Source organism: Enterococcus sp. AZ080, from assembly GCF_051714945.1.
Lineage (GTDB): Bacteria > Bacillota > Bacilli > Lactobacillales > Enterococcaceae > Enterococcus_B > Enterococcus_B pernyi.
The window spans coordinates 1,079,101-1,104,883 of sequence record NZ_JBIOSV010000001.1 but is presented as its reverse complement, the minus strand read 5'-3'; the positions used below and the strand labels follow the sequence as shown (position 1 = coordinate 1,104,883).

The following is a 25,783-nucleotide window of genomic DNA, read 5'->3' as shown; positions in this document are numbered from 1 at the left end:
TAAGCGTGAAAAACGAAAATGGCTCTTCAAATTTTTGGGATTCACGCTTATTTGCCATAGCTGGATACTTATGTCACATCTTTTTTTGATCAATAGCTTTATCGTTTCATATTTTTTTGCACAGAATGAAAGATAGATGAACTATTTAAAATATAACTGATAATATTTAAGAGAGCCTATATTACTATCTGAAAATATCACTGGAATCAAATATGTATACATTTCTAACAGATCAACGCACCTTCCAAAAATCTAGAATATGTAAAGATCTCTGGACATTTCGTTCATACGGATCAACCAAAGGAATTTAGGGAAGCGACCAGAGATATTCTGGAACAAATTTGATTATAATAAGCTTTTTAAGAAATTTTGTTATTGAAATCCATTTTTTGTTGACCAAAAAACTTAATAAAAACTAGGCTTCCTTTACGAATATTACTCGGAAGGAAGCCTAGACTTTATTATATATATTTTCACTATAGTTACTTACTTATCATAATGTTACTTTTCCCTGGTCAGCTTTCCCCACACTCAGCTCTTACTCTTCTGTGGCGCTTGAAGAATCATGCGGTTCACTTCATCAGATAGTTCAAGAAACGCATCTTTATCGCCTTCTTCTAATGCCTGATCGATCTGTTGGTAAAGCATGTTTAGTTTAGCTGCTTGCTCTTTTTCTTGGAAATAATGCTCGATTAATTCTGTTGATTCTTCGCTGATTGCATCTTCCCATGAGGCTAACGGGTTATCTTCGATGATTTCTAAATATTCTTTCGTTTGCCACGCATTTTCAAAAAGGCATTCGACATAGAGTGGATTTTTCCAATTCAGACGGATTTCGTGGAAGATCTGATCAGTGTCAGTAAATTCCTTTCCATCTAAAAATAGCTTCATCGGCTCACCTTCATAGGAAAGATCGGTGATCTGTAAACCACGTCTTGTTAAGTTTGCACCTTCAACAAAACGCACATTGTGTAAGATTGCTTCATGATTTGCCAGATAGTTCAAAATCCAAAATACTTCTCTACGACTGAAAGAGACATGGTTAACCATCCAAGTTAAGAAATTCTTCTTTTCTTTAACATCAATCAACATATTCATCACCTCTCTGTTAAATCATCTAATAGCGACAATACCTCCATATCCCCTGGTTCATAAGTTAAATATTGTTCCAATAATTCTCGTGTTTTTGCTAATTGGCCCTCTTCACGTAAGAATAAAGCATATTCTTTCAAGAAATCTGGCTCATGATCTAATTCGTGGGCTGCTTGTTCATAGTGGACTGCTGCTACCGCAAAATCTTCTAATTGATTATAGGCATGAGCGAGGTTCCATTCTGCATATGGATTAGCAACTTCTTCCATTTGGTTGACTGTTTGAACAACGTCTTCATAACGTTCTTGATCCAAGTAAAGATTACTCAACGTCAACAACGTTTCATCTTGTTTGTCGCCGACGTTCAAGGCATCAAGTAGTAACTTCTCTGCTTTTTCTTTGTCATGTAGACGAAAGGCATTTTTCGAAGCTAGGTGATAAAGTTCTACTTGGAATGGATTCTCTTTGATACCATCTTCTAAGACTTTTTGTGCTTCTTCGATCATCTCTTCTTCTTGAAGGGCCTGACCTAGATAAAGGTATAAGGATTGATACTGTGGATTCAATTCCCGTAACTCTTGCAAATAATTGATAGCTTTTTCGTTCTCATGTAATTGTAGATTCGTGAACGCTAATTGGAACAAACGATCATCTGTCCGCTCTTCGGCTAAAGCTGCTTCCAGTGGTGGGATTGCTGCTTCAAAATCCCCTTGCATACTCAACGATTGTCCTAAGCGTTCTTGCATGGAAATACTAGAAATTTCTTCTATACCATTTGCTAACAACATTTCGTAAAGTGCGGAAGCTTCATTGAAACGGTCAACTGAATAATACAATTCAGCCAATGCAAATTGAATCAATGGTTCTTCTGGTAATAGCTTCGCTGCTTCTTTCAATTTTGCTTCACTTACTTCAGGAATACCGATTACTTGGTACAAGTCAGCGATTGCTAATAGTGCTTGTGGATAGTACTCACTATCTTGCTGGATTTTTTCTAAATAGTCAAATGCCTGATCGATCTCATTGTCTTCGATAGCGATCTCTGCCAACGGAATATTCCATTCATCATTTTCAGGCGATACAGTTAGCAGATGTTCAAAAATTGCTTTTGCTTCTTCTAAAAAACCGATGGCTAATAATTCTTCTCCTAACTCATGTAACACATCAGCCGGATCTTCTTGGAGCGCCTTTGCCAAATATTCATTTGCTTCTGTCAAATTTTCGTCTGCTAATGCTTGTAGCATTTTTTCACTATTTGTCATCATCTAAATCCCTCTAATCTCTTGAACGATCCTTTCATAGGACGCCATTGTTTTCAATAGTTCTTGCTCGTTTGGCAATTGATATCCATCTATTATACCAATTTTTTCCAAAACGAGAATTTTTTTGCTCTTTTCTGCTAAAACCAGCACATTTTCTAGATAATCCATTTTTGATATCTCTTCAGGCCAAATAATTGGATAACCTAGATGCTGCAGCCAGATAAAAAAATTCTTCAATTGGAAAGAAAGCGACTTGATTTCTGAATTCCAGATAAGTTGCATCAAGATACCTAAAAATTTTTTCATACTGGCGGAAAGCAAATGACTATTTTCAGTCAGATAAAAAGCTTGCTCAAATAGTTTACCATAATTTGCCACTTGTTCAGCGTCTTCTCGATAAAAATAAATGATTTCTTCTAACATGCCAGCAAAAGGACGATTGAATAATTTTTCGCGATTCGGATAATTTTTGTAAAGATTTTGAAGAAACGGATGATCATAGACTAACCCACAACAGATAAAAATCAAAAAATCGATTTGTTTCCCTTCGATTTGTTTTTCACTGATCGTCCGATCATAAATGATCCGTTCTGGAAGGTTCGTCGTTTGAAGAGCCGATTCGTTCGACCCATGTAAAATCTCGCATTGAGGATTAAGTGCCCGTGCCATGGAGCGGATCGAGACGGGGATCAACCAAAGTGTAGTCTGAAGATACGTATGTTTTTGAAAGAAGCCCGCCAACTCCATAATTCCCTCATTGCCAAAACCTATTACTAAAAGCGGTCGATTTTCAGGATAGCGTCTCGCATAGGACAAGAGGCTATGCAATTCAGATAATTGATTACACTGCGTATTGCCACAAATATACCAATCAATCGCTAACTTGTTCGTGAATGACTGTGTCATTTTCTCAGCGTATAGATCATAATAACGTTGGTTCGTTAAAAAAAGAATCGCTTGATCAATCGATTCATTTTTCAACTGACTGACAAATGTTTCCCCATAAAAGATTGTTGTTTCTTCTTGTTGGTAGCGATAGGATAACTCCATGTTGCCCTCCCCTTTTCTTTTATTTTACCATTAGTAAGTAAAATAAAAAAAGAATAAGAAAAACGAGTGAATGAACCCATGCCTTTTTTGATCAACTCTATTCTTTTATTTGGTATGTAACGAGTTCCATTTGGTTGCTGAACTATTTGGTTGTTGCCTTTCTACTGCTTTCCGCCTCTTTTATCCATCTATATAAAAAATAAAGCGCCTGTAGCCGTAGCCACAAGCGCTTTTTCAACTGTCTTATTTAACAGCGTCTTTCAATGCTTTACCTGGTTTAAATGCAGGTACTTTGCTAGCTGGGATTTCGATTTCTTCACCAGTTTGTGGGTTACGTCCTTTACGAGCCGCGCGTTCGCGTACTTCAAAGTTACCAAAACCGATTAATTGAACTTTTTCGCCGTTAGCTAAAGCATCTTGGATAGTTGAAAATACAGCGTCAACTGCTGCAGTTGCGTCTTTTTTAGTTAAATCTGTAGCTGAAGCAACTTTTTCGATTAATTCTGCTTTATTTGCCATGGATAGATTCACCTCCTCCAACAAGAGATATGATAGGAACATCATTTTAGTTTAAAAACTTTCTGAGTGGTCCAGAAGTTTATAAGAAATATTGATTAAGTTTCAATATTCTGTTATCACGATATCATATGAATCGCTTAATAGCAAGGTTTTTGGCATTATTTAACCGCTTTTTTTAGTCATAAAAACGTAATACAAAAATATGCTTATTTTTTTTGAAAAAAACGGACTACTATGGTAAAATGCCTATTTTCTTCGACGTGGAATAATTCGGATCGAAGTTCCTTCAAACGTAAATGCTTTTCTGATTTGATTTTCCAAAAAACGTTCATAAGAGAAATGCATCAATTCTTCTTCATTAACAAAAACAACAAAGGTTGGCGGTTTAACTGCAACTTGTGTGGCATAGAAAATCTTTAATCGTTTACCTTTATCTGTCGGTGTCGGGTTGATCGCTACGGCATCCATGATCACATCATTCAAGACTGCTGAAGAAACACGTAAGTTTTGGTTCATACTCACTTCTTCGATCATTTCAGGCAAACGTTCTAATCGTTGCTTAGTCACAGCTGAAACAAACAGAATCGGCGCATAGTCTAAGTAACGGAATTCTTCACGGATCTCTTGTTCGAAGTCACGCATCGTATTCGTTTCTTTTTTTACTAGATCCCATTTATTGACAACGATGATCACACCACGGCCAGCTTCATGCGCATAGCCAGCTACTCGTTTATCTTGTTCACGGATGCCTTCTTCTGCGTTCAAGACCATTAACACGATGTCTGAACGGTCAATCGCACGCATGGCACGCATCACGCTGTATTTTTCTGTGGTTTCATAAACTTTCCCACGTTTTCTCATTCCAGCTGTATCGATCATCATGAATTTTTGACCGTCTTCTGAGACGAAGTGCGTATCGATAGCATCACGCGTCGTTCCTTCGATGTCCGAAACAATCACTCGGTCTTCACCTAGGATCGCATTGATCAAGGAAGATTTCCCTACATTCGGGCGACCGATCAAACTGAATTTGATGGTATCATCCTCTTCTTCTTCTGCTTCTTCATCAAAGAATTTCACTGCCTCATCTAAGATGTCGCCGATCCCTAATCCATGACTTCCAGATACAGGGTAAGGATCACCTAGACCTAGTGCATAAAATTCATAGATATCGTTTCTCATTTCAGGATTGTCGACTTTATTAACGGCTAAGATCACCGGTTTATTGCTGCGATATAAAATTTTTGCTACGACTTCATCTGCATCAGTGATGCCTTCACGGCCACTGACGACACAGACGATTACGTCTGCTTCATCGATTGCGATTTCTGCTTGGTGCTTGATTTGATCCATAAATGGTTCATCGCCTAAGTCGATCCCACCAGTATCAATAATACTGAAATCACGACCTAACCATTCCCCTTTAGCATAAATACGATCACGAGTAACTCCTGGAGTATCTTCGACAATCGAAATACGCTCACCGGCGATACGGTTAAAAATCGTCGACTTACCGACGTTTGGGCGACCAACGATTGCAATTGTTGGATTTGCCATATTTTTTCCTCCTCACATGTTTCCAATCTCACTTAGTGTACCGAATACTTCGCGAACTTTCAAGCTTAGATCGGTGAACATTCAAGTATTTTTCTGGATCACTGCCTATTACAAAAGAAAATGGTCTGGGGCGTAATCCCCAGACCACTTGTTTTACACATGTACAACTTCCCTTGATGCTGTAAATTCGCGCTTCGGGAACGATCATTCATTTATTTTTCAGAATCATCTGTTGCTGTTTCTTCTACTTCCCCTTTTAAGGCTTCGCCTAAGATGTCACCCATTGTAAATCCTGTATTTTCTTCAGGTAACTCATAAGACTCAACTTCTTTTGGTTCTTTATCAGAAGCAGGTTTTTCTTCTAATGCTTTGATACTTAATGCAATCCGATGCTCTTCTGGATTGACTTCTAAAACTTTCACTTGGACATCATCGCCCTCATGCAACACTTCATGTGGTGTCGCGATGTGTTTATGTGAGATTTGTGAGATGTGGACAAGCCCTTCCACTGTTGGGAATACTTCAACAAAGGCACCAAAGCTAGTTAATCGTTTCACTTTTCCTTCAAGTACAGCGCCTACTGGAGCTTTTGTTTCGATATCTGTCCAAGGTCCAGGCAATGTGTCTTTGATCGATAATGAGATACGTCCTTGTTCTGGATTGATTGAAAGAACTTTGACTTTCACTTCATCGCCAACAGCTAAAACATCACCGGGTTTAGCAACATGTCCGTGAGAAATCTCAGAAACGTGTACTAATCCATCGATGCCGCCTAAATCAACAAACGCACCAAAATCTGTGATACGAGCAACGCGTCCTTCGATCACGTCATTTTCTTGGATAGTTGATAGTAATTCTTTTTTCTGTGCTTCTTTTTCTGTTTCAACGACTGCTTTGTGTGAAAGGATCAAGCGATTTTCTGATGGTTCGATTTCAACGATTTTGAATGTCATCGTTTTTCCTTTGTATTCAGAAAAATCAGCGACAAAATGATCTTCTACCATTGATGCCGGAACAAATCCACGAACACCGACATCGACAACTAAACCACCTTTAACTACATTTGTCACTGGTGCTTCGATGATGTTTCCAGCTTGGAAATCTTTTTCGATATCCTCCCAAACTTTTTTCGCATCTAAGCGTCGTTTTGATAAAAGGTAACTTCCGTTTTCTTTGTCTTTACCAATCGTGCTGATCACGACTAGATCTAACGTATCGCCAACCTTTACCACTTCGTTGATATCTTCAACCGGTAAAGTAGATAATTCTTTTGCAGGAACTACGCCTTCAACACCCGTTCCTTCGATTCCAACGATGGCTTGTTTGTCTTCAATAACTAAAACTTCTCCTTTGACGACATCGCCAACGCTCACTTCTTGAACGCTATTCATTGCATCTTCCATAGATTGGTTGTTATCTGTCTGATTTTGTTCAAATTCTGTCATAACACTTGTCCTCCTAACCAACATTCTGCCGTTAACTACGGTACTGCCTATAGTTTAATTGATTATTTAAAAAAAATAAAGCGATTTCGTTTGTTTTCCATTAAAATGGTCGGATTCTTCGCTTTTTTTCTATTTAGTCAAGAAAATATCCTTTTTGTTGAATCACTTCTTTGATCGCTTGGACAACTTCTTGAATCGTTTTACCGGTTGTATCGATCCGTATCGCATCTTCTGCTTGCTTCAGGGGTGAAACTTTTCTAGTAGAGTCATATTCATCACGTGCTTGTATTTCTTTTGTCAATTCTTCTAAGTCTGTTGGAATATTTTTTTCAAGATTTTCTTTGTGTCGTCTTTGTGCCCGTTCAGATACGCTGGCTACCAAGAAAATCTTCACTTCGGCTTTTGGTAAAACAGCGGTACCGATATCTCGACCATCCATGACGACACCACCATCTTCACCGATTTTTTTCTGGATCGCAACAAGAGCTTCGCGTACTTTTGAATGCGCAGCTACTTCAGAGACCGCTCGTGTAACGTCTGGTTGTCGAATATCTGAAGTAACGTCTTGCCCAGCTACAAAGACATGTTGTCCATCCGCCATTTGCTCAAATGAAATCGGGTGTTTGTTGATCAAATCGACTAACTCTGTTTCATCTGAAAAAGCAATGTGATGTTTGATTGCCAAGTAAGTGACTGCACGATACATCGCGCCCGTATCTGTATAAATATAGTTCAATTCATTTGCGATGATTTTAGCTACCGTACTTTTGCCTGAAGAGGCAGGACCGTCAATTGCGATACTAATTCGTGTCATTTTTCATAAACTCCCTTTTCTCAAAAAAAAGGGGCTGTGGCTCAAGCCACTGCTCCTTATTTAATTACATTTTATGAAGATACTCTGAGGAAAAACAACTCTTCAGTATTATCTTTTTAACTCCATTTATTGGACTCTAAGTTCTTGTCCTGGATATAACATGTAGTTGTTTGGATCGATTCCGTTCAATTGGAACAATTGGTCGACTGTAATGCCTGCGCGTTCTGCTACTTGTCTAGGACCTTCACCCGCTTGAACGACTGTGGTTGAGCCTGAAACACCTGTGCCTGCCTCTGGTGTTGAAGTAGGTGTTGTTTCTTGTGGAGCCACACTGCTTGGTGTTGTTTGTTCTGGCTCTGTTACTGTTGAAGATGGTGTTGTTTCTGGTGTCACAGCACTCGTGGGTGTTGTTTCTCCAGCAACTGATTGTGTATCAGAAGTTGGTTCACTAGAAACTGTCGTCGATTCTACAGTTGATTCTACAGTCGAACTTTCTACGATCGATGAAGTCGTAGAGGAAGAAGATGCAGCGGTCGCACTATTACTTGATCCGTTTCTGATCCAGAAGTAAGCTCCTGCCGGAATGGCAATACATAAAACTAATAAAATCAAAAATAGCGATAAGAACAGGGTGTTCCCTTTCTTTTGCTGTCTTTGCGTACTTCTTGAAGATGCTTCATCCTCTGTATCGTAAATTGGTTGCTCCCATGGTTCTTGTGTTTCGTTATTTTCTGATGATTGATGTCTATCTTTTCTACTCACCTTATTGACCTCCTAAATTCTTTCCTAGTAATTATACCATAGGATAATCTTGATTGTACGAAAAAAATACCTCGCACCATTTTTTTAAAATAAATTTAGTAAAATGGTTTGCCAGTCTGTTGCTTCTACGGTTGGACTAGTATGTCCAGTTTCAGAAAGAAATAAGGACGCACCATCTCGATCACAACATTTTTCAGGTTTTTCTTTGAGGGTTTCACCGAAATAATCCATCAGACGTTCTCGTCTACATGATGTTGTATGGATATAAGCAAGCATCTGCTGTAGTTGCTTGATTTTCACTTGTTCTTGTTTTTTTAATTGCAGAAGCCATGTATCAGGACTTTGCATTTCATTTACCAGCATCAGCCATTTTTGCTGGATCTCATCGAACTGGGGCGCCTCTGTTTGCCCAGTTGACAGATGTTCTTCGAAAATCTGACGTTGTTCTTTAGATAATTGTTGGAAAAAGTAATGGATCCCTTCGTCCCCTGGTTGATAAAGTAAGATAGCGCTACTTGGTTGTTGATCTCTGCCTGCTCGACCAATTTCTTGCATATAATTTTCCAGGCTATCTGGTAGATCGTAATGGATGACATACCGAATGTCTGCTTTATCGATTCCCATACCAAATGCATTCGTCGCAATCAAAAATTGCAGTTGATTTTGACTGAATTGTTGTTGAAGTTGGCGGCGTTGTGAGGCATCTAGCCCTCCATGATAATACCCCACAGCATAGTCTTTGCGAAGCAGTTGATAAAGACGTTCGACTTCTTTTTTAGTCGCGCAATAAATGATCATTGCTCCGTCTGCTTGTGCCATCAACTGACGTAATTGCTGGTCTTTTTCATCTGTATGAAAGACAAATAATGAGATGTTTTCTCGATTAACTGAATGTTTGACGAGGGCAGGTTGTGTGCGAAAGAGAATGTGTTCGATCTCTTCTTGTACCGGTCGCGTGGCTGTTGCCGTCAAAGCTAAAGTAGTTGGTGATCCTAATTCTTTTGCGACTCTTCCGAGAGATTGATACTCAGGTCGAAAATCAATGCCCCACTGTGACACGCAATGAGCTTCATCGACTACGTACAACGAGATTTTTTGTTGCTTCAGGGCATGAAGCACTTCCGGTTGCTGCAACATCTCGGGACTGACAAAGACAAATTTATATTCGGATAAATGAGCTAACACATACTGTTTCTCACTTCTAGTGAGTAAGCTATTATAGGCAACCACCCTTTTCTCCCCTCGTTTTTGCAATTGCCCTACTTGATCTTCCATCAAAGAGAGTAACGGAGAAACGATCAATACCATCCCATCTTGCAAATAGCCAGTCAACTGATAACATAAACTTTTGCCATTACCAGTTGGCAGGATCGCTAAAACATCTTTCTGATTCAATAAGGTGGAAATGATCTCTTCCTGTCCTTGGCGAAAAGAGGTAAAACCAAAGTACTGTTTCAATGGATCAAGCAAATCCATTTTTATCCCCTCCTTTAAATGCCTCGATTTGTGCCAAACGAAATTCTCCGTAATCGATCGTTTGTCCTTCAAGATCTTTATATCTGAGCGTAAGAAGTGGTCGATCCAACGAAGCTAAAGATCTTCTTGTCTCGGAGTGGATCAGGCGTTCAAAAGGAAAATCATCAAAAAAGATGGCCCACTCAATCAAATGGTCATTGATCGTGCCTTTCTTCAGTCCTCGTTTCACCATCACTTGCTCCACCGAATCCCCAGATAAAATCAATGCTCTCGTCGTCAACATGCTTTGATTATAATTTTGTCTAAGCAACGGTGCAAGCAAATCGTATAATAAGAAATCTGGGTGCTGTTCGATAATCGCTAATAAGCGATGGATACACTGATCTTGGAATAATTGCTGAGCTGTGCCATCTTCAAGGGTAGTCAGTTGGTACGCGAGTAAGCCTGTTTGCTTTTTACCAGAAAATTGGTTCGCTAAGAAGTTCGCTTGTTCGTCTGGCATCAGAGTAAAAATAGTAGAAAGTTCCTTTGATACTTGAGCAACCAGCTCCGTTTTGGTACACGTTGCTTCTTTCAACCATCTCTTAACTTGGTAAGCATAAAAAGGACCCGTCTCTACTGGTAAATAAGCTGTTTCATTGGCGGATAAGTGAGAGACGACTTGTACATAGAATTTCAGCAAACGCCAACTAACAGTAGCTGTACGTCCATACTTATCATAGTGTAGTCCAAGGAGGGATTTATTTTTTCTTCGCATTTCCCCTTTTTTCGTCAGTTGCAACTCTCGGTCTTCCCACTTTAATAATCCCTCATCTATCATCTGTTGGATCTGCGTATCAAACGTTGCTTGTTCAAGTGAAGGAAAACAACCATGAACAACTAATAATCGCTGAAAAAAGCCAAAAAGTAGTACCGAGGATGTACGCTTGCCACTTAATAATTGATAGAGTGAGCTTGCTCGTAACTTGTCACTTGAAGAAAATAAAGATAAAATAAACTCAGTCATAGTAATCCCCTTACGTTAGGATGGTGAATATGTCATTATTATGTAAATTAGTTCCTGAACGTTGTATCGCATGTGGTCTATGTCAAATCGAGGCGCCTGATATCTTTGATTATGATGAAGAAGGAATCGTCTTATTTGCACAAGAACCAGAAGCACATCAACAATTCGTTCAGCCTTTAGAAGAAGCCAACGTAACCAAAGCTTATCAAAAATGTCCGGTTCGAGCAATCTTATTGGAAAAAGAAAATTGACCGCTCTCTTACAACTAACTTTTAGCAGGACTGTCCGATGATCTACTTGTTTTTCTATGTTACAAAAATAGATGAGGTAATCGTATTCCCCTCAAGTGATAAGGCGTCATCCACGAAAATGATTCTTAAATTTTTTTGTGGATGACGCCTTATTTTTCTAGGAGCTTCCTTTGAGACGTCTGTATCCGCCGATCAGCTTGTGAAATTTTCAATTATAAACGGATCATTTCTTTTCGCCGGTCCGAAAAGTGACGCTCTTACTTGATTTGATTCAGCCAATTCATCATGGTCGTGACGATTGCTGTTTGTTGGTCTTCATTACTGATTGTTGCTTCACCATCACCTTTTTGATGACCATAACTACCAAATCCGCCATGGTTCCCTCCAGCGATGGAAACAAATTCTGTTTGTTCAGGTAAATAAGCTTTTGCTTCATCAGCTGCTTCTTGGTTCATGACTTCATCTTCACTTCCGGTGATACTGATGACCGGTAAATCAGTTTTTGCCAATGTCCCCTTTTCATCCGGATAACTTGCCATGAAATAAATACCTTTTAATCGTTCATCATCCAGATTTGCATTAGCATAACGACTTGCAATCACCCCACCTAAAGAATGTCCTCCAATCACAAAATCTTGATCTTTGAAATCCTCTCTGATTTTGTCTGCTTTGTTGCCACTCAGGATCGCCAGTTCAAAAGGCATTTTAGCAATGGCTACCGTATAGCCATTTTCTGCTAGTTGCTCTGCCCATATACTATAACTTTCTGGTTCGACGAGCGCACCAGGATAAAAAATCACCATTGGATGTTTCGCCGATTTTTGCGATTCGAATAATAAATAATCCTCTTTATCTATTCCTTGCTTAAATGATTGCTCTGCTTGAGTCGATGGTTCGTACACACTTTGTTGCCAATAAAAATAACCTCCAATAGCACCTAATCCCAGTACGAGCACTAATCCTATCAGGACTCTTTTGAATATTTTCAAAAACATCACCTTCCGTCATCTTTCATTTGATACTCTTATACACTAAATAAAATACGGTAAAATTGCAAATGATTTTATGTAAGATGTTATTATTGGATATCTTTGTAAGGAGGAACAACTGACAATGAAAAACCACCCTATTTTGACAAAGTTCCTCAAAATAGGGGTGGTTACTTTTATGACTCTTATTCGTTTCTTAACTAACTATTGGTTTACTTCCCACACAAGCGATAAACCGCTTCTGCGTAGATTTCCATCGCTTTGTACATACTGCTTAATTCCCATCGTTCATTGGCTTGGTGCATGAAGTCTGGTGTATCAGGGAACATTGCACCGAAAGCGACACATTGGTTCATCGTACGAGCAAAGGTTGCTCCACCAGAAACAAATGGCTCAGTCATATCCCCTGTGATATCACGGTACGTTGCTAATAAGTTTTGGATCAATTCACTCTCCAAAGGAACGTATAATGAATCCAAGAAATCAAATTCTTCATATGATAAATCGTATGCTTTGATTTTTTCTTTCATTTTTTCGACAAGTTCATCTTTTTTGAAGGTGACAGGGATACGCATGTCCACCCCGATTTTTGTTTGCTCAGGTGTGATTTCTAAACTAGCGAAGTTCATCGTCAACTCACCAGATTGTTCGTCAACAGTCTTTCCGACTACTTTTTCACCAGTCGCATTTTCTTGGACTAATTCTCCTAAAAACTTGATTGGCGCAAAATCAAAAACTTCAGACAAAGCGATCGCTAAACGAGAAATCGCATTGACACCTTCTGCGGCATCCTTTGCATGGATACTTTTTCCTAGCACTGTGATCGAGTCACCTTGATCTTCAAAATCGAAGTTGTGTTTCGTTAACGCTGCTTTCACTTCTGCCAATTTTTCACCTGAATAAGGTGCTGAATCCGGCACTACGTTTAGTGCCCCACCAGCATTTACAGAGAATTCATTTGTGCCAGGACCGGTCAAGTAAGCTTGTAGCAAACCTTTTTCTGCATAGATCAAAGGAAACTCTGCATCTGGCGCAAAGCCTTGTGTGATTCCTTCTTCTTTTTCATTGTATTTATCTAAACAACGCCAAAGATTTTCTTCGTCCGTTCCGAAGATGAAACGAATGCGCGTATTAAATTCTACCCCTGCATCCATCAATGCTTTCACTGCGTACATTGCAGCAATCGAAGGTCCTTTATCGTCTTGGGAGCCACGGCCAACTAACCAGCCATCTTTGATCGTTGGCTCAAAAGGTTTAGATTCCCAGTTTTTTTCATCGCCTCCAGGGACAACGTCCATATGGCATAAGATACCAAATAACTCGTCTCCTGAGCCTACTTCTGCATAACCATAGTAGCCTTCGGGATCTTTAAATGTTTTGAAACCTAATCCTTCACTGATTTCTAACACTTTATCTAAAGCTTCTACAACTTTTTTCCCAAAAGGATGTCCCTCTCCAGAATCAGATTCATCCAACACAGAAGGAATTCTAATCAACTCACTTAATGATTCTAATGCTTGTTCATGATGTTGTTCTGTTACAAATTGTTTCATCAACTTTGCCTCCTCATTATTTTAAAAAAAAGATGACGGCAGAAAATACTACTTTGATCCACATGTACATCTGCTCGAGTGCAATAGGACACTATTCACGAAATTTTCTGTGAAAAAGCCAACGCCTTCGGAAATAAGCGACAAAACCCAAAATCCAAGTTTCGGGTTTTGTCGCTTATTTCTTGGCGCTGGATTCTTCAGTCACCATTTCATCAACAGAGTAACTCGTTTTTTCAAAGGTCTTGTTTCTACCGACGATCTCTTACATACAAGTGATACATCGTACTTGATGAATAAAGGATTCATGTCTCTTTATTCAGTCAACAGATATTGTTTCTTCATTTATCATAGAACTTTGGCTGTCATTTGTCTAGAATTAGAACATTGCTGCTACACCTAAGATCACACAGATAGCAACAAATAAGATGGCAATCAACTTCCCAGTGAATTTCCACCAAACGGAAATATCAAAGCGAGCAATGGCGATTGCACCCATTACGATAGCAGAAGTTGGCGTGATCAAGTTCACTAATCCAGATGCTGATTGGTAAGCAGTGATTACTAGATCTTTACCGACACCAGCAAATTCTCCCATTGGTCCCATGATGCCCATTGTAGCAGCTGCTAAGCCAGAAGTTGATGGAATCAAGAATGACATAGGGATATAGAAGATAAATGTAAGGATCAAGAAGACACTTGATGATAATGAGCTTAATCCTTGTTCTCCCCAATGTAAGATCGTATCTGTGATCAAACCGTTGTTCATCACTACTTGGATCCCACGAGCAACAGCAACAACGATTGCTACACCAATCAAGTCTGAAGCACCTGCTAAGAATTCTTTGACAAAATCAGATTCTTTCATACCAAAAGTGATTGCCACAACGATTGACATTACTAAGAATAACATTGTGATTTCAGGGAAATACCAATCACCTAGAGGCAACATGTTTTTACCTAAAACAGTTCCAATTACAGGTAGGCCAGTTAACCAATTTGTCAATGACTCAAAAATAGTGAAGTTTTCATTCAATGTTGTCCATGGAATCAAACTAATGATCATGATACCAAAAGTAAGGAAGAACAATACATTGACATGTTTTTGTTTCTTCGTGATCATTTCTTGACGATTGATTGCTTCGATATCAAAGTGTTTCATGTCTTCTTCGCGCTGATTATATACTAAAGATTTGGTTGGATCTTTTTCGATCTTCGACGCATAGCGATACACATAAATAATAGAGATTGCTAGTAAGACAACGAACATAAAGAAACGTAACCCGATTCCTTCACCCATTGAAATACCAACAGCTTGTGATGCAACTCCTGTCGCAAATGGGTTAACTGTTGATGCCAAACAACCCACTTGAGATCCGACCAACACGATGGCTACTGCTGTGACAGTATCAAAACCGACGGCCATCATAACAGGAATCAATAATGCGTAAAATGGAATCGTTTCTTCCGCCATTCCATAAGTTGAACCACCTAAAGCAAATAAAAGCATCAATACAGGGATCAACATTTTTTCTTTTCCTTTGAAGCGTTTCACAACAGTTGCGATCCCAGCATCTAATGCGCCAGTTTTATTGATGATTCCTAAGAAACCACCAACAATTAAGATAAAGAAGGAAATTGGAATTGCCGCAGGTGTTTCTTTCGTTAACTCACCCGCTGGTACACCCAACATCCCGTTGACTGGAGCCATAAAGATATCCCAAAGTCCTTGTGGATTTTGTTGGACTCTTTCGTAAGACCCTGCAATGATATTACCGGCTTCATCCACACTGTAGTGTCCTGCTGGGATGAACCATGTAAGTACAGCGATAATGGCAATAATAATGAATAAGACCGAGTACGCTGAAGGCATTTGAAATTTCTTCTTCGTTGTTTGTTCCATTTTCTTCTTCCTTTCTTGTTTCAAAAATCTTTGACACATCGGTATTTTATCAAAAAGATGATAAGAACAAAAATAATAACTAGTAGATTCGATAAATTTTATTCAAAACCCTCGTTTATTGTCCCTCCTTTGATTATTTAATTGAAATGCTTTATTCATACTAATTGTAGCGTTTCCGTCGTCTATTATATCCGGTCCATCTAACAAACAAAAGGAGAAGAATTTCACATCAAAACGTATAAAATACATTTTTATACAAAAAGGCAAAAAATACTCAGACACGATTTATAAAACGCTTACACAATGTCGGTTATTGAATTTTTTTTCATAACAAAATATTAAGAAAAACTTTAAAAAAATAAGTGTTAGCTATGCGAATACCTATGATTGGTCATTTGTTCCCCTCCCATATAACCTATCTAGTCTCTATATAAATAACTGAAAATGCTCTTTTTCATAAAAAAAACTTGAAAGTAGGAATTCCTACTTTCAAGTTTACTTGTATTCTTTGTATTATATGCTATCCTAGTCTTTTTTTTAAAAGAGTCATTTACTTTTATTTTACAACGCTATGCCGTTTTTCTAACTGGTGTTGTTTTCTGCTCAACCAAGGCAGTAGTTTGGCGTGTAAGACAAGGAATGCCACACTAACGATAAATCCTTTGATCAAGTTAAAAGGTACAATACCGATCAAAATGTAATTTGCCAGTGGCATACCTAACATTTGGGTTGCGTTTAGGCCTAAAAATGTTAAATAAAGAGGTGTGATTACAAAATAGTTCGCAATACTCATGAAAATGGTTAGTGCAAGTGTTCCACTGATCACGCCTAAAATTTGATTTTTTCCTTTTTGGTATTTGTTTCTTTTGAAGATGTAGAAAATCGGTAAAGTAAAGACCGCTGTTGAAAAGAAACTAGCGACGTCGCCAACTAGATTCTCCGGACTAAAACCAGTCATGATCAAATGTAAGATCGAACGTAAAAACGCGGTAACGATCCCCGCTAACGGGCCAAATAAAAACATGCTGATCAAAACTGGGATATCACTAAAATCGATTTTCAAAAAACTAAATGTTGGCATGATTGGAAATGAGAAAAATTGCAAAACCAATCCGATTGCAGCAAATAATGCGACCGCAACCATTTTTTGTACTCGGGTGTTCTTCATGTTGAAATCCTCCTGTTGGGATTCCTCTTCAGCGAACTATTCAACCACGTAAACACAAACAAAAAAACTCTATTTTCGCAGGGGAAAATAGAGTTAGAGTCATTTGTACATACGTATGCCAAATAAGCTCTATCTTCTTTATCCAGACTTTACTGTCGGTATCGGAATTTCACCGATTCAGCTACTCGCAAAAGTAGGTCGTGGACTATAACCACCGGTCGGGAATTTCACCCTGCCCCTGAAGACGAACCATATCTAATTTTTGTTTACCATTTTATTATACTTATTTCATAACAAAAAAGCAAGGTATTTAGCCTTACAAAAAGTAAGTTATTTATTTTGATTGATTCAATAACTGACTGATTTCTTTTTTATTCAGCTCACGATACTCACCAGGACGTAAACCTTGCAAGGTCAATTCGCCATATTTTTCTCGTTTTAATTTTTGCACAGGTAACCCGACGGCTTGTAGCATGTTTTTTACTTGGTGGTTACGGCCTTCATGGATCGTTAATTCTACGATACTATGATTCGTATGAGGATCAACAGATAAAATGGCATACTTTGCAGGTGACGTTTTCTTTCCTTCAATTTTGATTCCTTTTGTCAATGGGTTCAGCGCTGACTTAGTGGCGATTCCTTTGACTTTGGCAACATATACTTTATCAACTTCATGCTTGGGATGCGTCAATCGTTGCGCAAAATCACCATCATTCGTCAATAAAAGTATGCCAGAAGTATCATAATCTAGTCGTCCAACTGGATAGATACGCTCTTTGACCATTGGTAATAGGTCTGTCACTACTTTCCGGCCCTTGTCATCTGCTACAGCAGAAATGACCCCTTTTGGCTTATAAAGTAAATAATAGCCATATTCTTCTTGATAGATCGGCACTTGGTCGACTTCCACTGTATCGTGTTTGCCAACTTTTACGCCAAGTTCTTTGACGACTTGACCATTTACTTTTACTCGACCAGCCAAAATATATTCCTCGGCTTTACGGCGAGAGGTAATTCCTGCGTGAGCAATTACTTTTTGTAATCTTTCCATTATATGTTTTCTCCTTCATGCACGCCATCAAAAAATAAATCAAGGGGTGCGTCTTCTTCCAGTGAACGTTCGATATCTTGAATATCGGGTAACTCATTTAGCGATCTCAGACCAAAATAATCTAAAAAATGACTTGTGGTCCCGTAAAGGATCGGGCGACCTGGTCCATCGACTCGCCCTTTTTCTTCGATCAGTTGGTGTGCAGTCAAGCGTTGAATCGCGCCAGAAACTTGAACGCCACGAATCAACTCGACCTCACTTCTAGTGATCGGTTGTTTATATGCAATGATTGCTAGTGTTTCGACTGCCGCTTGTGACAAGGTATTCGATGTCCCTTGCGCGTATCTTTTGACGATCGGCGCTAACTCCTTTTTGGTAGTCAGCACGAGTTGTTTTTCTGTTTCAAAAAGATGTAACGCTGTGTTGTCATTTGCTTCATAACTAGCTGCCAACTCTGCCACTAAAGCAGTCGTTTCTTCTCGTGTATAGGTCAGTAAGGCACTCAATTCTTCGATTGTCGTTCCTTCTTCTCCTACTATAAATAAGATTGCTTCAAGTTCACTTAATTTCGTCATGTTGTGTATCTCCTACTGCTGGATAAAGCATGATTGATTCATAATTTTTTTCTTGCTGAGCCACGATCTGTCCATTTTTCATCAATTCGAGGATCGCCAAAAATGTTGTGACGACTTCGTTTCTAGAAGGCGTTTCAAAAAAAGATTCGAACAAACAGCCATTTTTTTGAGAGACGATGCGCTGTTGGATAAATGTCATTCGTTCTTCGATTGTCGCATCATCAGGTGCGATCGTTTTTTCTTCTTTTTGAGCAAATTTCTTTCGTTCTAAAATTTTCTGCATGGCTTGAAATAAATCGATTTTTTTCACTTGTCCACGCTTCAATGGTTTTTCTTGCCCCAATAACTCATCGATTGCAGAAGGTTCTTTTGTGAAATACAAACTACGTTCTTCTGCCTTTTCAGTAAGCTTCTCTGCTGCATACTTGAATTTGCGGTATTCTAACAGCTGATTGACTAATTCGTCACGCGGATCTTCTTCCCAAAATTCTTCTTCGTCATTGCTTACTTCTTGGATAGGCAATAATGTCTTACTTTTGATTGCCATCAGTGTTGCTGCCATGACAAGGTACTCTCCTGCCACAGCTAACTCAAGCGTCTTCATCGTATGGATATAGTTCATGTATTGTTCCGTGATAGTGGCGATCGGGATATCGTAAATATCGATCGACATATCTTGGATCAGATGAAGGAGTAAATCTAATGGACCTTCAAAGACATCTAATTTGATATTGATTTCTGACACATCATTCACTCTTCCTTGTTTTCATTGATCCATCTACTTAAATAAGCTTCTGTGATATCCGTTGGATGGATCAACACATCGGGATATTTTGCTTGCAATTCATTCAACATTTGAAACCCGATATTCTCCCCCCGGTAGGAAGGATTCAACGAAATATCGTGAATCGTCATCTGATCTTTATCATTCCAATGCACACCAATGATTCCTTGGATATTTGTAGAATCTTCTGGCGTATAGAAAAAAAGTTCATAATCCTCAGCAGATTCATAGGTATCGATCTCTTTTAGTAAACTTGATTCTGCATTTAACTTTTTATGAAAGCTCAATAGTCCCATCGCGATTTTTCGGTTTTCTTTTCGATAATGTGTTAACATTTTCTCACCATCCTATAAACTAAGCCCTTGGGAAATGCTGCTTGTAGACATCTGTCATTCTTTTTTTCGTGATATGTGTATAGATCTGTGTCGTTGAAATATCTGCATGACCTAATAGTTCTTGAACGGTACGTAAATCCGCCCCATTCTCTAGTAAATGTGTCGCAAAACTATGCCTCAATGTATGAGGGGTCACGTCTTTGTAGATCCCTGCTTCTCGAACAAGTTGTTTTAAATTTTTCCATATTCCTTGTCGAGAGAGACTTGAACCATGATGATTCAAAAAAACGTGATTTTCAGATGGATTTTTGACTAGTAAAGGACGAACCTCATCCAAATAACGTTCTAACCATTGGATCGCATAATCGCCTAAAGGAATGATTCGTTCTTTATCTCCTTTACCTAAGGTTTGAACCAGCCCTAAAGACAAGTGCAAATCGCCTAACTTCAGTCCGACTAACTCACTCACACGCATCCCTGTTGCATACATGACTTCTAAAATAGCGCGATCTCTGATCCCTAAACTTTTCGATGTATCAGGTGTTTCGATCAGCCGTTCTACTTCCTTTAAAGACAATGTACTTGGCAACTTTTGGGCTTTCTTCGGTGTCTCGATGTGTTGCATTGGATCTTGTTCTGTATACCGTTCTTGTCGCAAAAATTGATGGAATTTTCTTAAACTTGTAATCATACGTGTAATCGTTGCAGAAGCCTTATTTTCCGCATGCAACGTTTCTAAATATTGGATGACGACAAATCGATCAATTGTTTGCCAAGAGGTTATCTCGTGTTCTTTTAGATAGTGCAAGTATTGATTCAAGTCTCGTTCATAACTTTTTCGAGTATTGAACGATAATCCACGCTCGATACTTAAATAGCGAAGATATTCATTGATTTCTTCTTCCATCCTTCTCACCTCATGCTTCTTTATCATATCAGATAGCCTTTGGTTTCGGTAGTCTATTTTTCAGTAGACACTTCAAAGAAAAAGCCGTCTATCAATTCAGACGGTCTTTCTTTCTTTTTTCTTATTATAGCATTCTTGGCAGATACCATGAAAGGTCAAACGATGATCTTTGACAAAAAAGTGGTAACGCTGTTCGATCACTTGTTCAACTTCACTTAGCAGATCTTCTTCGACTTCCTCGATCGTTCCACAATCTAAGCACAGGAGATGATGATGAAAATGTTTGGCTCCTTCTTTTCGCAGATCATACCGAGCCACACCATCATTGAAGCTAACTTTGTCGATGACTTTTAGATCCGTTAGAATCTCCAACGTCCGATAAACGGTGGCCAAACCGATCTCTGAGTTTTTCTTTTTGACTAGAAAGAAAACTTCTTCTGCTGACAAGTGTTCTTTTTCGTTCTCTAAGAGGACGAGCAAGGTTGCTTCTCGTTGTGGGGTCAGTTTAAACCCAGATTCATGTAGCTGTTGTTTTGTTTTTTTCATTACTGACATTGTATTCATGCCCATTTTCTCAACCCCAACAATTTATAATGATTATAATTAAGATATCTAATCAACCGTTCTAGATTAAAATTATTATAAGCTAGACGAGAAAAACATGCAAGTCATTCTCAATTAGATTTTTTCGCTAGTTTCGTCACGCCATCCTCTTGTTTGATCAATCCTTGTTTCAATAAATTACCAATTGCTCGCTTAAATGCCCCTTTACTGATCCCAAAGGCACGCATGATCTCATCTGGATCTGATTTGTCAGTGAATGCGATTTGTTGATCTGCTGAACGTTCTAAAATCGTTAAGATCATTTGTGCATCATCAGAAATCGCTTCGTGTGCACGTGGTTTCAAAGAGATATTCAACACACCATCAGGTCTAGCCCCAACTACGCGTCCTTCTAATTTTTCACCTAAACGTGGTTCGCGGTAACGTTCTGAAGGATGGATGAACCCAATATAAAAATCATCCGTCAGCAGATACGTGCCAGTCAGCTTCAAACGATAAGCGATTCCTGAGATGTTTTTATTTTTCAATTCTTCTGAACCATGCTTACTTAGTGATTTGAAGATTCTTTCTTCTGCTAGGCTTCCCCAAATGCGATCTTTCGCGTCAACACGCAAAGCGATCATCAACTGATCCCCTTTTTTGGGCCACAACTCAGTCATTGTAGGTAACTCATCCAGTGAAACAACAAAATCTTTATCCGGTAAACCAATATCAATAAAGACACCTAGATCTTTTCTTGAAGAAGTGACTGTTCCAAAAGCATAATGACCAATGCGACTCTTCGGGATCACCGTTGTAAAACGATTCTCTTGTTTTTGATTCTGATAACCAAAACCTTCGACTGCTTCGCCGATCGTATGCTCTCCCTCCTCTTTGCTCAAACGGAAAGTTTGTCCATTTTTTTGGACAAAATAATTTTTTTCATTTTCGTCAATCACCATTGCGGTAAAGACGTTTGCTAATAATTCGTTCATCTTTTTCTCCTTTTCTAAAAGGCCTTTGTATTCCAACATTTCTTTGCTATCATAACATAACGCCATGTTTATAGATAGAGATTCTCCATAAAAGCTTAAGCCGTCAGTGTTCGACTGAAATAGGCCATAAAACCCGAAAATATCCTCATATTTTTGGATTCTAAGGCCTATTTTTGACGCTATGATAGAAAGAAAAATTGCTTCTGGACCATTGTTGTTTTGCTTTGTAGGAATAGCAAATCAGGCTGATAGAACTATACTCTAGCTAACTACCACTGATCTAGTTACTACCGTTCCCACCAAACCAACCAGTTTTACAATTGATTGTGACAATATAAAATGGTAGAGCACTTTCACCGATACCATTCATCAAAGATGATTTAGTAGAAGTCGCATAAAGGTTGTAGTATCCTTCACCGTTTTCGATGCGAGCTTTCTCTAATCGATAGCCGCCCTCTACGATGTAGCCTCGTGCAATACTTGTTGCGATCACACTTTCTTTGACTCCTGGTGCCCAATTCCAAGCAGGATTAGAAGCATCTGCGACATCACTGGCTCTTGTTTCCATGATTGGACGGTTTGCGGAGTTAGTCGCTGGCGTTGTTTGTGTCGCCTCAGTTTGTTGAGCAGCTGCCTCAGCTTGTGCTTGCGCTTCAGCCTGCGCCTGCGCTTGTTTCGCTTCTTCGGCTTTCATCGCTTCTTCAGCTTTCTTTGCTTCTTCGGCTTTCTTCGCTTCTTCTTTTTTCGTCAAAGCTTCATCGACTTTGTCCAATTCGGTCACAAGTGCTTTGACTAATTCTGTATTTTTTACTTTCGCCACTTCTGCTTTTGCTGTGTCGTACTGCTCTTTCGTTGCTGAATCTTTTACTTGACCATCTGCATAGATCACAGCAGTTTTTTCTTTTGCTGTTTGAAGTTGTTGATACTGTTTAGTTGCTTCATCTGTCGCTTTGTCGATCAATTGACCAAATGCTGTATCTTCTGTTTCAAAACTTTGGATCGCTTGGTCAGCTTTCAATTTGGGTTCTGCGATCAGTTGATCATCTGCGATAACTGGTGTAACAAACCATTCATTGACCGTTTGGATCTGTTTGATCTTTGATTGGATATCTTCAAAGGTTTTTTCCAGATCTGCATACCCTTTTTCATCTTTGACCTCATTCAATGATGCCCTTAATTTTGATAAGTCTTGATTGATCATACTTGTACGAATGAACTGTTCATCATCATCTGAATAAAACGCAGCTAAATCTGATTGTAAATCAGCCATTTTATCTTGTTTACGTTGGGTTTCGGCAGCGATTTCTGCTTGGACTTTTTGCTGATGATCATAATACATCCAACCCCCTGCACCAAGTAAAAGCACTGCCGCACTCGTCAGGTATAATCTTTTTTTGGATTTCTTTGATCCTCGATCATTTGGCAATTCTTCTTTTTTGATGGACGCATTGCTTGTTTCTTGTTCCTCAACCTTTGTCTGTTCCGGCTGTGTTTCCACCAGTTCAGTTGTTTCAGGAGCTTCTTTTGGTTGCGGTGCATCTGTTGAAGCAGCTTTCGTACTCTCAACCTTAGAACTTTCCTCTTCGATCGGTTCAGTCGTCTCTACAGGTTCTTCCGTAGAAACTGGGGCAGTTTCTTCTATATTTGTAATTACGTCTACTTGTTCTTCTGTACTTGTTGAAGAATCTTCGACCACAGTATCTTCAATGATCGTTTCTTCTGTTGGTTCTTCCACTGGTGGCTCTTTTATTGCATCCTCTTGAGATTTTTCAGGAGAAACTTGCTCCGTTGTATTTTCCGACAAGCGAATGTCGACTGAATCCTCACCCGTTGCTGCCGCCGTTTCGATCATTCGAAGCAGCTCTTTTGCGTGTTCTTCAGTCGTATCTTCACGATGCGCCTTGATGTAAGCAGCTAGAATGGAATTTTCTTCTTCATTGTTTACTGCTTCTTTTAATTCAGCTACTCGTTTTTTCTGCTGCGCTTTTTCTCTTTGCTCAGAGGTAGCAGAGTGATCTGTCTCTGTTTTTTCTTTGCCAAGATTGGTATTTTCTTTTTTATCTACTTGATCATCCTTTGACTCAGTGCTCGTGTCACTTGAGTCAAACAACTCCATGACAGACTCCAACGGTAGATCTTTTAGTTCTGACCACTCGATTGGATCATTTACGATACTGTCTGGATAAACTTCCTCAGCTGTTTCGTCTAACGATTGATTTCCATCTGTTTGGGGTAATTGTGTCAGTTCATCTTGTTGTGGTTCAAAGTCACATTCTGGACATTTTGATTGATCTTTGATTTTTTCTGATCCACATTTTGGACATTTTTTTATCACTTAGCGATCGGCTCCTTTACTAGGTTTTCGCTACCATTAAATCTACCATAATCTAATCCACACGCCAATAGGATATCCTAAGGATTTTATAAAAAAACAAATAAGTCTTTCAGTAAAAAATAAATAACGACCGTAATGAGCTACTTTGTTTAAACGGACCTTTGTTGAAAGTTAGTCGAATTGTTTGATAAAAAACAAACCCTCAATAGCTGGAGAGATCTCCTACTTTGAGGGTTTTCTATCATTCAAGAAAAATGATCTGTTTTTTTGTTTAAAAAATTATTTCTTGATTATTCCAAGAAATCTTTCAATTGTTTTGAGCGTGATGGGTGGCGAAGTTTTCTTAATGCTTTTGCTTCGATTTGTCGAATACGTTCACGAGTCACGCCGAAGACTTTACCTACTTCTTCCAACGTACGTGTACGGCCATCATCTAAGCCAAAACGCAAACGTAAGACGTTTTCTTCACGATCTGTCAAAGTATCTAAGACATCTTCTAATTGTTCTTTCAATAATTCATACGCTGCATGTTCCGCAGGACTAGTTGCTTCTTGGTCCTCGATAAAATCACCTAAATGTGAATCATCTTCTTCACCGATTGGTGTTTCTAATGAGACAGGTTCTTGAGCGATTTTTAAGATTTCGCGTACTTTTTCTGTAGGAAGATCCATTTCAGCACCGATTTCTTCAGGCGTTGGTTCTCTTCCTAAGTCTTGTAGTAATTGACGTTGGATACGGATCAATTTATTGATGGTTTCCACCATATGCACTGGAATACGAATCGTACGGGCTTGGTCAGCAATCGCACGTGTGATCGCTTGACGGATCCACCAAGTTGCGTAGGTAGAAAATTTGAACCCTTTACGGTAGTCAAATTTTTCAACAGCTTTCATCAATCCCATATTTCCTTCTTGGATCAAATCTAAAAATTGCATCCCACGACCCACATATCTTTTGGCAATACTTACAACTAAACGAAGGTTAGCTTCAGCTAAGCGTTGTTTCGCTTCCTGGTCACCTTCTTCGATCTTCAATGCTAATGCTACTTCTTCTTCTGCAGTTAAAAGGGAGACGCGGCCAATTTCTTTGAGGTACATCCGAACAGGATCATTGATTTTGACGCCTGTCGGTGCAGAAAGATCTTCTGTTTTCGCTTGTTCTGCTTTTTTCTCAGCACTTTTCAGACTATGGATCGATGGTTCACCATTTTCGTCAACGACGCTGATACCTGCGTCCTCTACTTTTTGGATCAACTTATCCATTTCATCTGCATTTAAAGTGAATGGTGTCGCAAGTTTATTTGATAGATCATCATAAATCACTTGCCCTTTTGGTTTATTTTCTTTAATGAACGCTGCCACTGCTGCTTCATATTTTTTAACATCTGTTCCATTTGCCATAAAAGAAGGCCCCC

Annotated in this window: 24 protein-coding genes and 1 riboswitch; of the genes, 1 reads left to right on the top strand and 23 read right to left on the bottom strand. The window is 39.0% G+C overall.

From position 1 onward, the window contains the following. Window positions 1-531: 531 nt before the first annotated feature. From IGK01_RS05200 to IGK01_RS05155, 10 genes are all read right to left on the bottom strand, one after another. Window positions 532-1,092 (bottom strand): YpiB family protein, encoded by a 561-nt coding sequence (locus IGK01_RS05200; RefSeq protein ID WP_023519477.1) that lies wholly within the window; start codon window positions 1,090-1,092, stop codon window positions 532-534. Between the two features lie 5 nt (window positions 1,093-1,097). Beyond that, window positions 1,098-2,357: a tetratricopeptide repeat protein gene (locus IGK01_RS05195; protein ID WP_438840539.1), complete on the bottom strand. Its 1,260-nt coding sequence runs from the start codon at window positions 2,355-2,357 to the stop codon at window positions 1,098-1,100. After that, complete coding sequence (locus tag IGK01_RS05190) at window positions 2,358-3,404, bottom strand: hypothetical protein (protein WP_409173802.1); 1,047 nt, start codon at window positions 3,402-3,404, stop codon at window positions 2,358-2,360. A gap of 243 nt (window positions 3,405-3,647) precedes the next feature. Continuing rightward, entirely contained in the window at window positions 3,648-3,923 is a 276-nt protein-coding gene (locus IGK01_RS05185) for an HU family DNA-binding protein (protein WP_002290178.1), read from the bottom strand. A 246-nt stretch (window positions 3,924-4,169) separates the two neighbouring features. Continuing rightward, window positions 4,170-5,480, bottom strand: a complete 1,311-nt coding sequence (der, locus tag IGK01_RS05180; protein ID WP_010735768.1) for a ribosome biogenesis GTPase Der — start codon at window positions 5,478-5,480, stop codon at window positions 4,170-4,172. 212 nt (window positions 5,481-5,692) lie between these two features. Next, window positions 5,693-6,925, bottom strand: coding sequence for a 30S ribosomal protein S1 (rpsA, locus tag IGK01_RS05175; protein WP_010735769.1), 1,233 nt, complete (start codon window positions 6,923-6,925; stop codon window positions 5,693-5,695). 133 nt (window positions 6,926-7,058) lie between these two features. Continuing rightward, the gene (cmk, locus tag IGK01_RS05170; RefSeq protein ID WP_010735770.1) at window positions 7,059-7,739 is read right to left on the bottom strand and encodes a (d)CMP kinase; all 681 of its coding nucleotides are present in this window, start codon (window positions 7,737-7,739) and stop codon (window positions 7,059-7,061) included. Between the two features lie 126 nt (window positions 7,740-7,865). After that, window positions 7,866-8,501, bottom strand: coding sequence for an SAG1386/EF1546 family surface-associated protein (locus IGK01_RS05165; RefSeq protein ID WP_010735771.1), 636 nt, complete (start codon window positions 8,499-8,501; stop codon window positions 7,866-7,868). A gap of 84 nt (window positions 8,502-8,585) precedes the next feature. Further along, complete coding sequence (locus tag IGK01_RS05160) at window positions 8,586-9,977, bottom strand: RecQ family ATP-dependent DNA helicase (RefSeq protein WP_023519474.1); 1,392 nt, start codon at window positions 9,975-9,977, stop codon at window positions 8,586-8,588. Then, entirely contained in the window at window positions 9,964-10,983 is a 1,020-nt protein-coding gene (locus tag IGK01_RS05155; RefSeq protein WP_438747847.1) for a helix-turn-helix domain-containing protein, read from the bottom strand. The genes IGK01_RS05160 and IGK01_RS05155 overlap by 14 nt, the downstream gene beginning before the upstream one ends. Before the next feature lie 29 nt (window positions 10,984-11,012). Here IGK01_RS05155 and IGK01_RS05150 point away from each other — a divergent pair, with 29 nt between their 5' ends. Further along, a complete protein-coding gene (locus IGK01_RS05150; protein ID WP_010735774.1) occupies window positions 11,013-11,234 on the top strand; it encodes a ferredoxin in 222 nt (73 codons plus the stop codon). Window positions 11,235-11,491: 257 nt separating this feature from the next. On the opposite strand, the gene IGK01_RS05145 is transcribed toward IGK01_RS05150, so the two are convergent. The 13 genes from IGK01_RS05145 to rpoD form a co-directional block, all read right to left on the bottom strand. Then, window positions 11,492-12,223 carry an alpha/beta hydrolase gene (locus tag IGK01_RS05145; RefSeq protein ID WP_438840538.1) on the bottom strand — a complete coding sequence of 244 codons (732 nt, stop codon included), beginning with the start codon at window positions 12,221-12,223 and terminating at the stop codon, window positions 11,492-11,494. 212 nt (window positions 12,224-12,435) lie between these two features. Next, window positions 12,436-13,776 (bottom strand): M20 family metallopeptidase, encoded by a 1,341-nt coding sequence (locus tag IGK01_RS05140; protein WP_409173801.1) that lies wholly within the window; start codon window positions 13,774-13,776, stop codon window positions 12,436-12,438. A gap of 376 nt (window positions 13,777-14,152) precedes the next feature. Then, window positions 14,153-15,676, bottom strand: a complete 1,524-nt coding sequence (locus IGK01_RS05135) for a YfcC family protein (protein WP_010735777.1) — start codon at window positions 15,674-15,676, stop codon at window positions 14,153-14,155. A gap of 556 nt (window positions 15,677-16,232) precedes the next feature. Then, a complete protein-coding gene (locus IGK01_RS05130) occupies window positions 16,233-16,844 on the bottom strand; it encodes an ECF transporter S component (RefSeq protein ID WP_019723230.1) in 612 nt (203 codons plus the stop codon). A gap of 127 nt (window positions 16,845-16,971) precedes the next feature. After that, window positions 16,972-17,094: riboswitch (FMN riboswitch) on the bottom strand. Window positions 17,095-17,178: 84 nt separating this feature from the next. Further along, a complete protein-coding gene (locus IGK01_RS05125; RefSeq protein ID WP_010735779.1) occupies window positions 17,179-17,895 on the bottom strand; it encodes a pseudouridine synthase in 717 nt (238 codons plus the stop codon). Beyond that, window positions 17,895-18,470, bottom strand: a complete 576-nt coding sequence (gene scpB, locus IGK01_RS05120) for an SMC-Scp complex subunit ScpB (protein WP_010735780.1) — start codon at window positions 18,468-18,470, stop codon at window positions 17,895-17,897. Before scpB ends, IGK01_RS05125 begins: the two co-directional genes overlap by 1 nt. Beyond that, the gene (locus IGK01_RS05115; protein WP_029594036.1) at window positions 18,454-19,224 is read right to left on the bottom strand and encodes a segregation/condensation protein A; all 771 of its coding nucleotides are present in this window, start codon (window positions 19,222-19,224) and stop codon (window positions 18,454-18,456) included. The genes scpB and IGK01_RS05115 overlap by 17 nt, the downstream gene beginning before the upstream one ends. Beyond that, entirely contained in the window at window positions 19,221-19,589 is a 369-nt protein-coding gene (locus IGK01_RS05110; protein ID WP_019723231.1) for a GNAT family N-acetyltransferase, read from the bottom strand. Before IGK01_RS05110 ends, IGK01_RS05115 begins: the two co-directional genes overlap by 4 nt. Window positions 19,590-19,608: 19 nt before the next feature. After that, window positions 19,609-20,496 (bottom strand): site-specific tyrosine recombinase XerD, encoded by an 888-nt coding sequence (gene xerD, locus IGK01_RS05105; protein ID WP_023519470.1) that lies wholly within the window; start codon window positions 20,494-20,496, stop codon window positions 19,609-19,611. Between the two features lie 96 nt (window positions 20,497-20,592). Next, complete coding sequence (gene fur, locus IGK01_RS05100; protein WP_023519469.1) at window positions 20,593-21,066, bottom strand: ferric iron uptake transcriptional regulator; 474 nt, start codon at window positions 21,064-21,066, stop codon at window positions 20,593-20,595. Window positions 21,067-21,170: 104 nt separating this feature from the next. Next, the gene (locus tag IGK01_RS05095) at window positions 21,171-22,034 is read right to left on the bottom strand and encodes a CvfB family protein (protein WP_010735785.1); all 864 of its coding nucleotides are present in this window, start codon (window positions 22,032-22,034) and stop codon (window positions 21,171-21,173) included. Between the two features lie 280 nt (window positions 22,035-22,314). After that, window positions 22,315-24,369 carry a cell division site-positioning protein MapZ family protein gene (locus tag IGK01_RS05090; RefSeq protein WP_438840537.1) on the bottom strand — a complete coding sequence of 685 codons (2,055 nt, stop codon included), beginning with the start codon at window positions 24,367-24,369 and terminating at the stop codon, window positions 22,315-22,317. Between the two features lie 290 nt (window positions 24,370-24,659). After that, entirely contained in the window at window positions 24,660-25,769 is a 1,110-nt protein-coding gene (rpoD, locus tag IGK01_RS05085; RefSeq protein WP_010735787.1) for an RNA polymerase sigma factor RpoD, read from the bottom strand. Window positions 25,770-25,783: the final 14 nt, after the last annotated feature.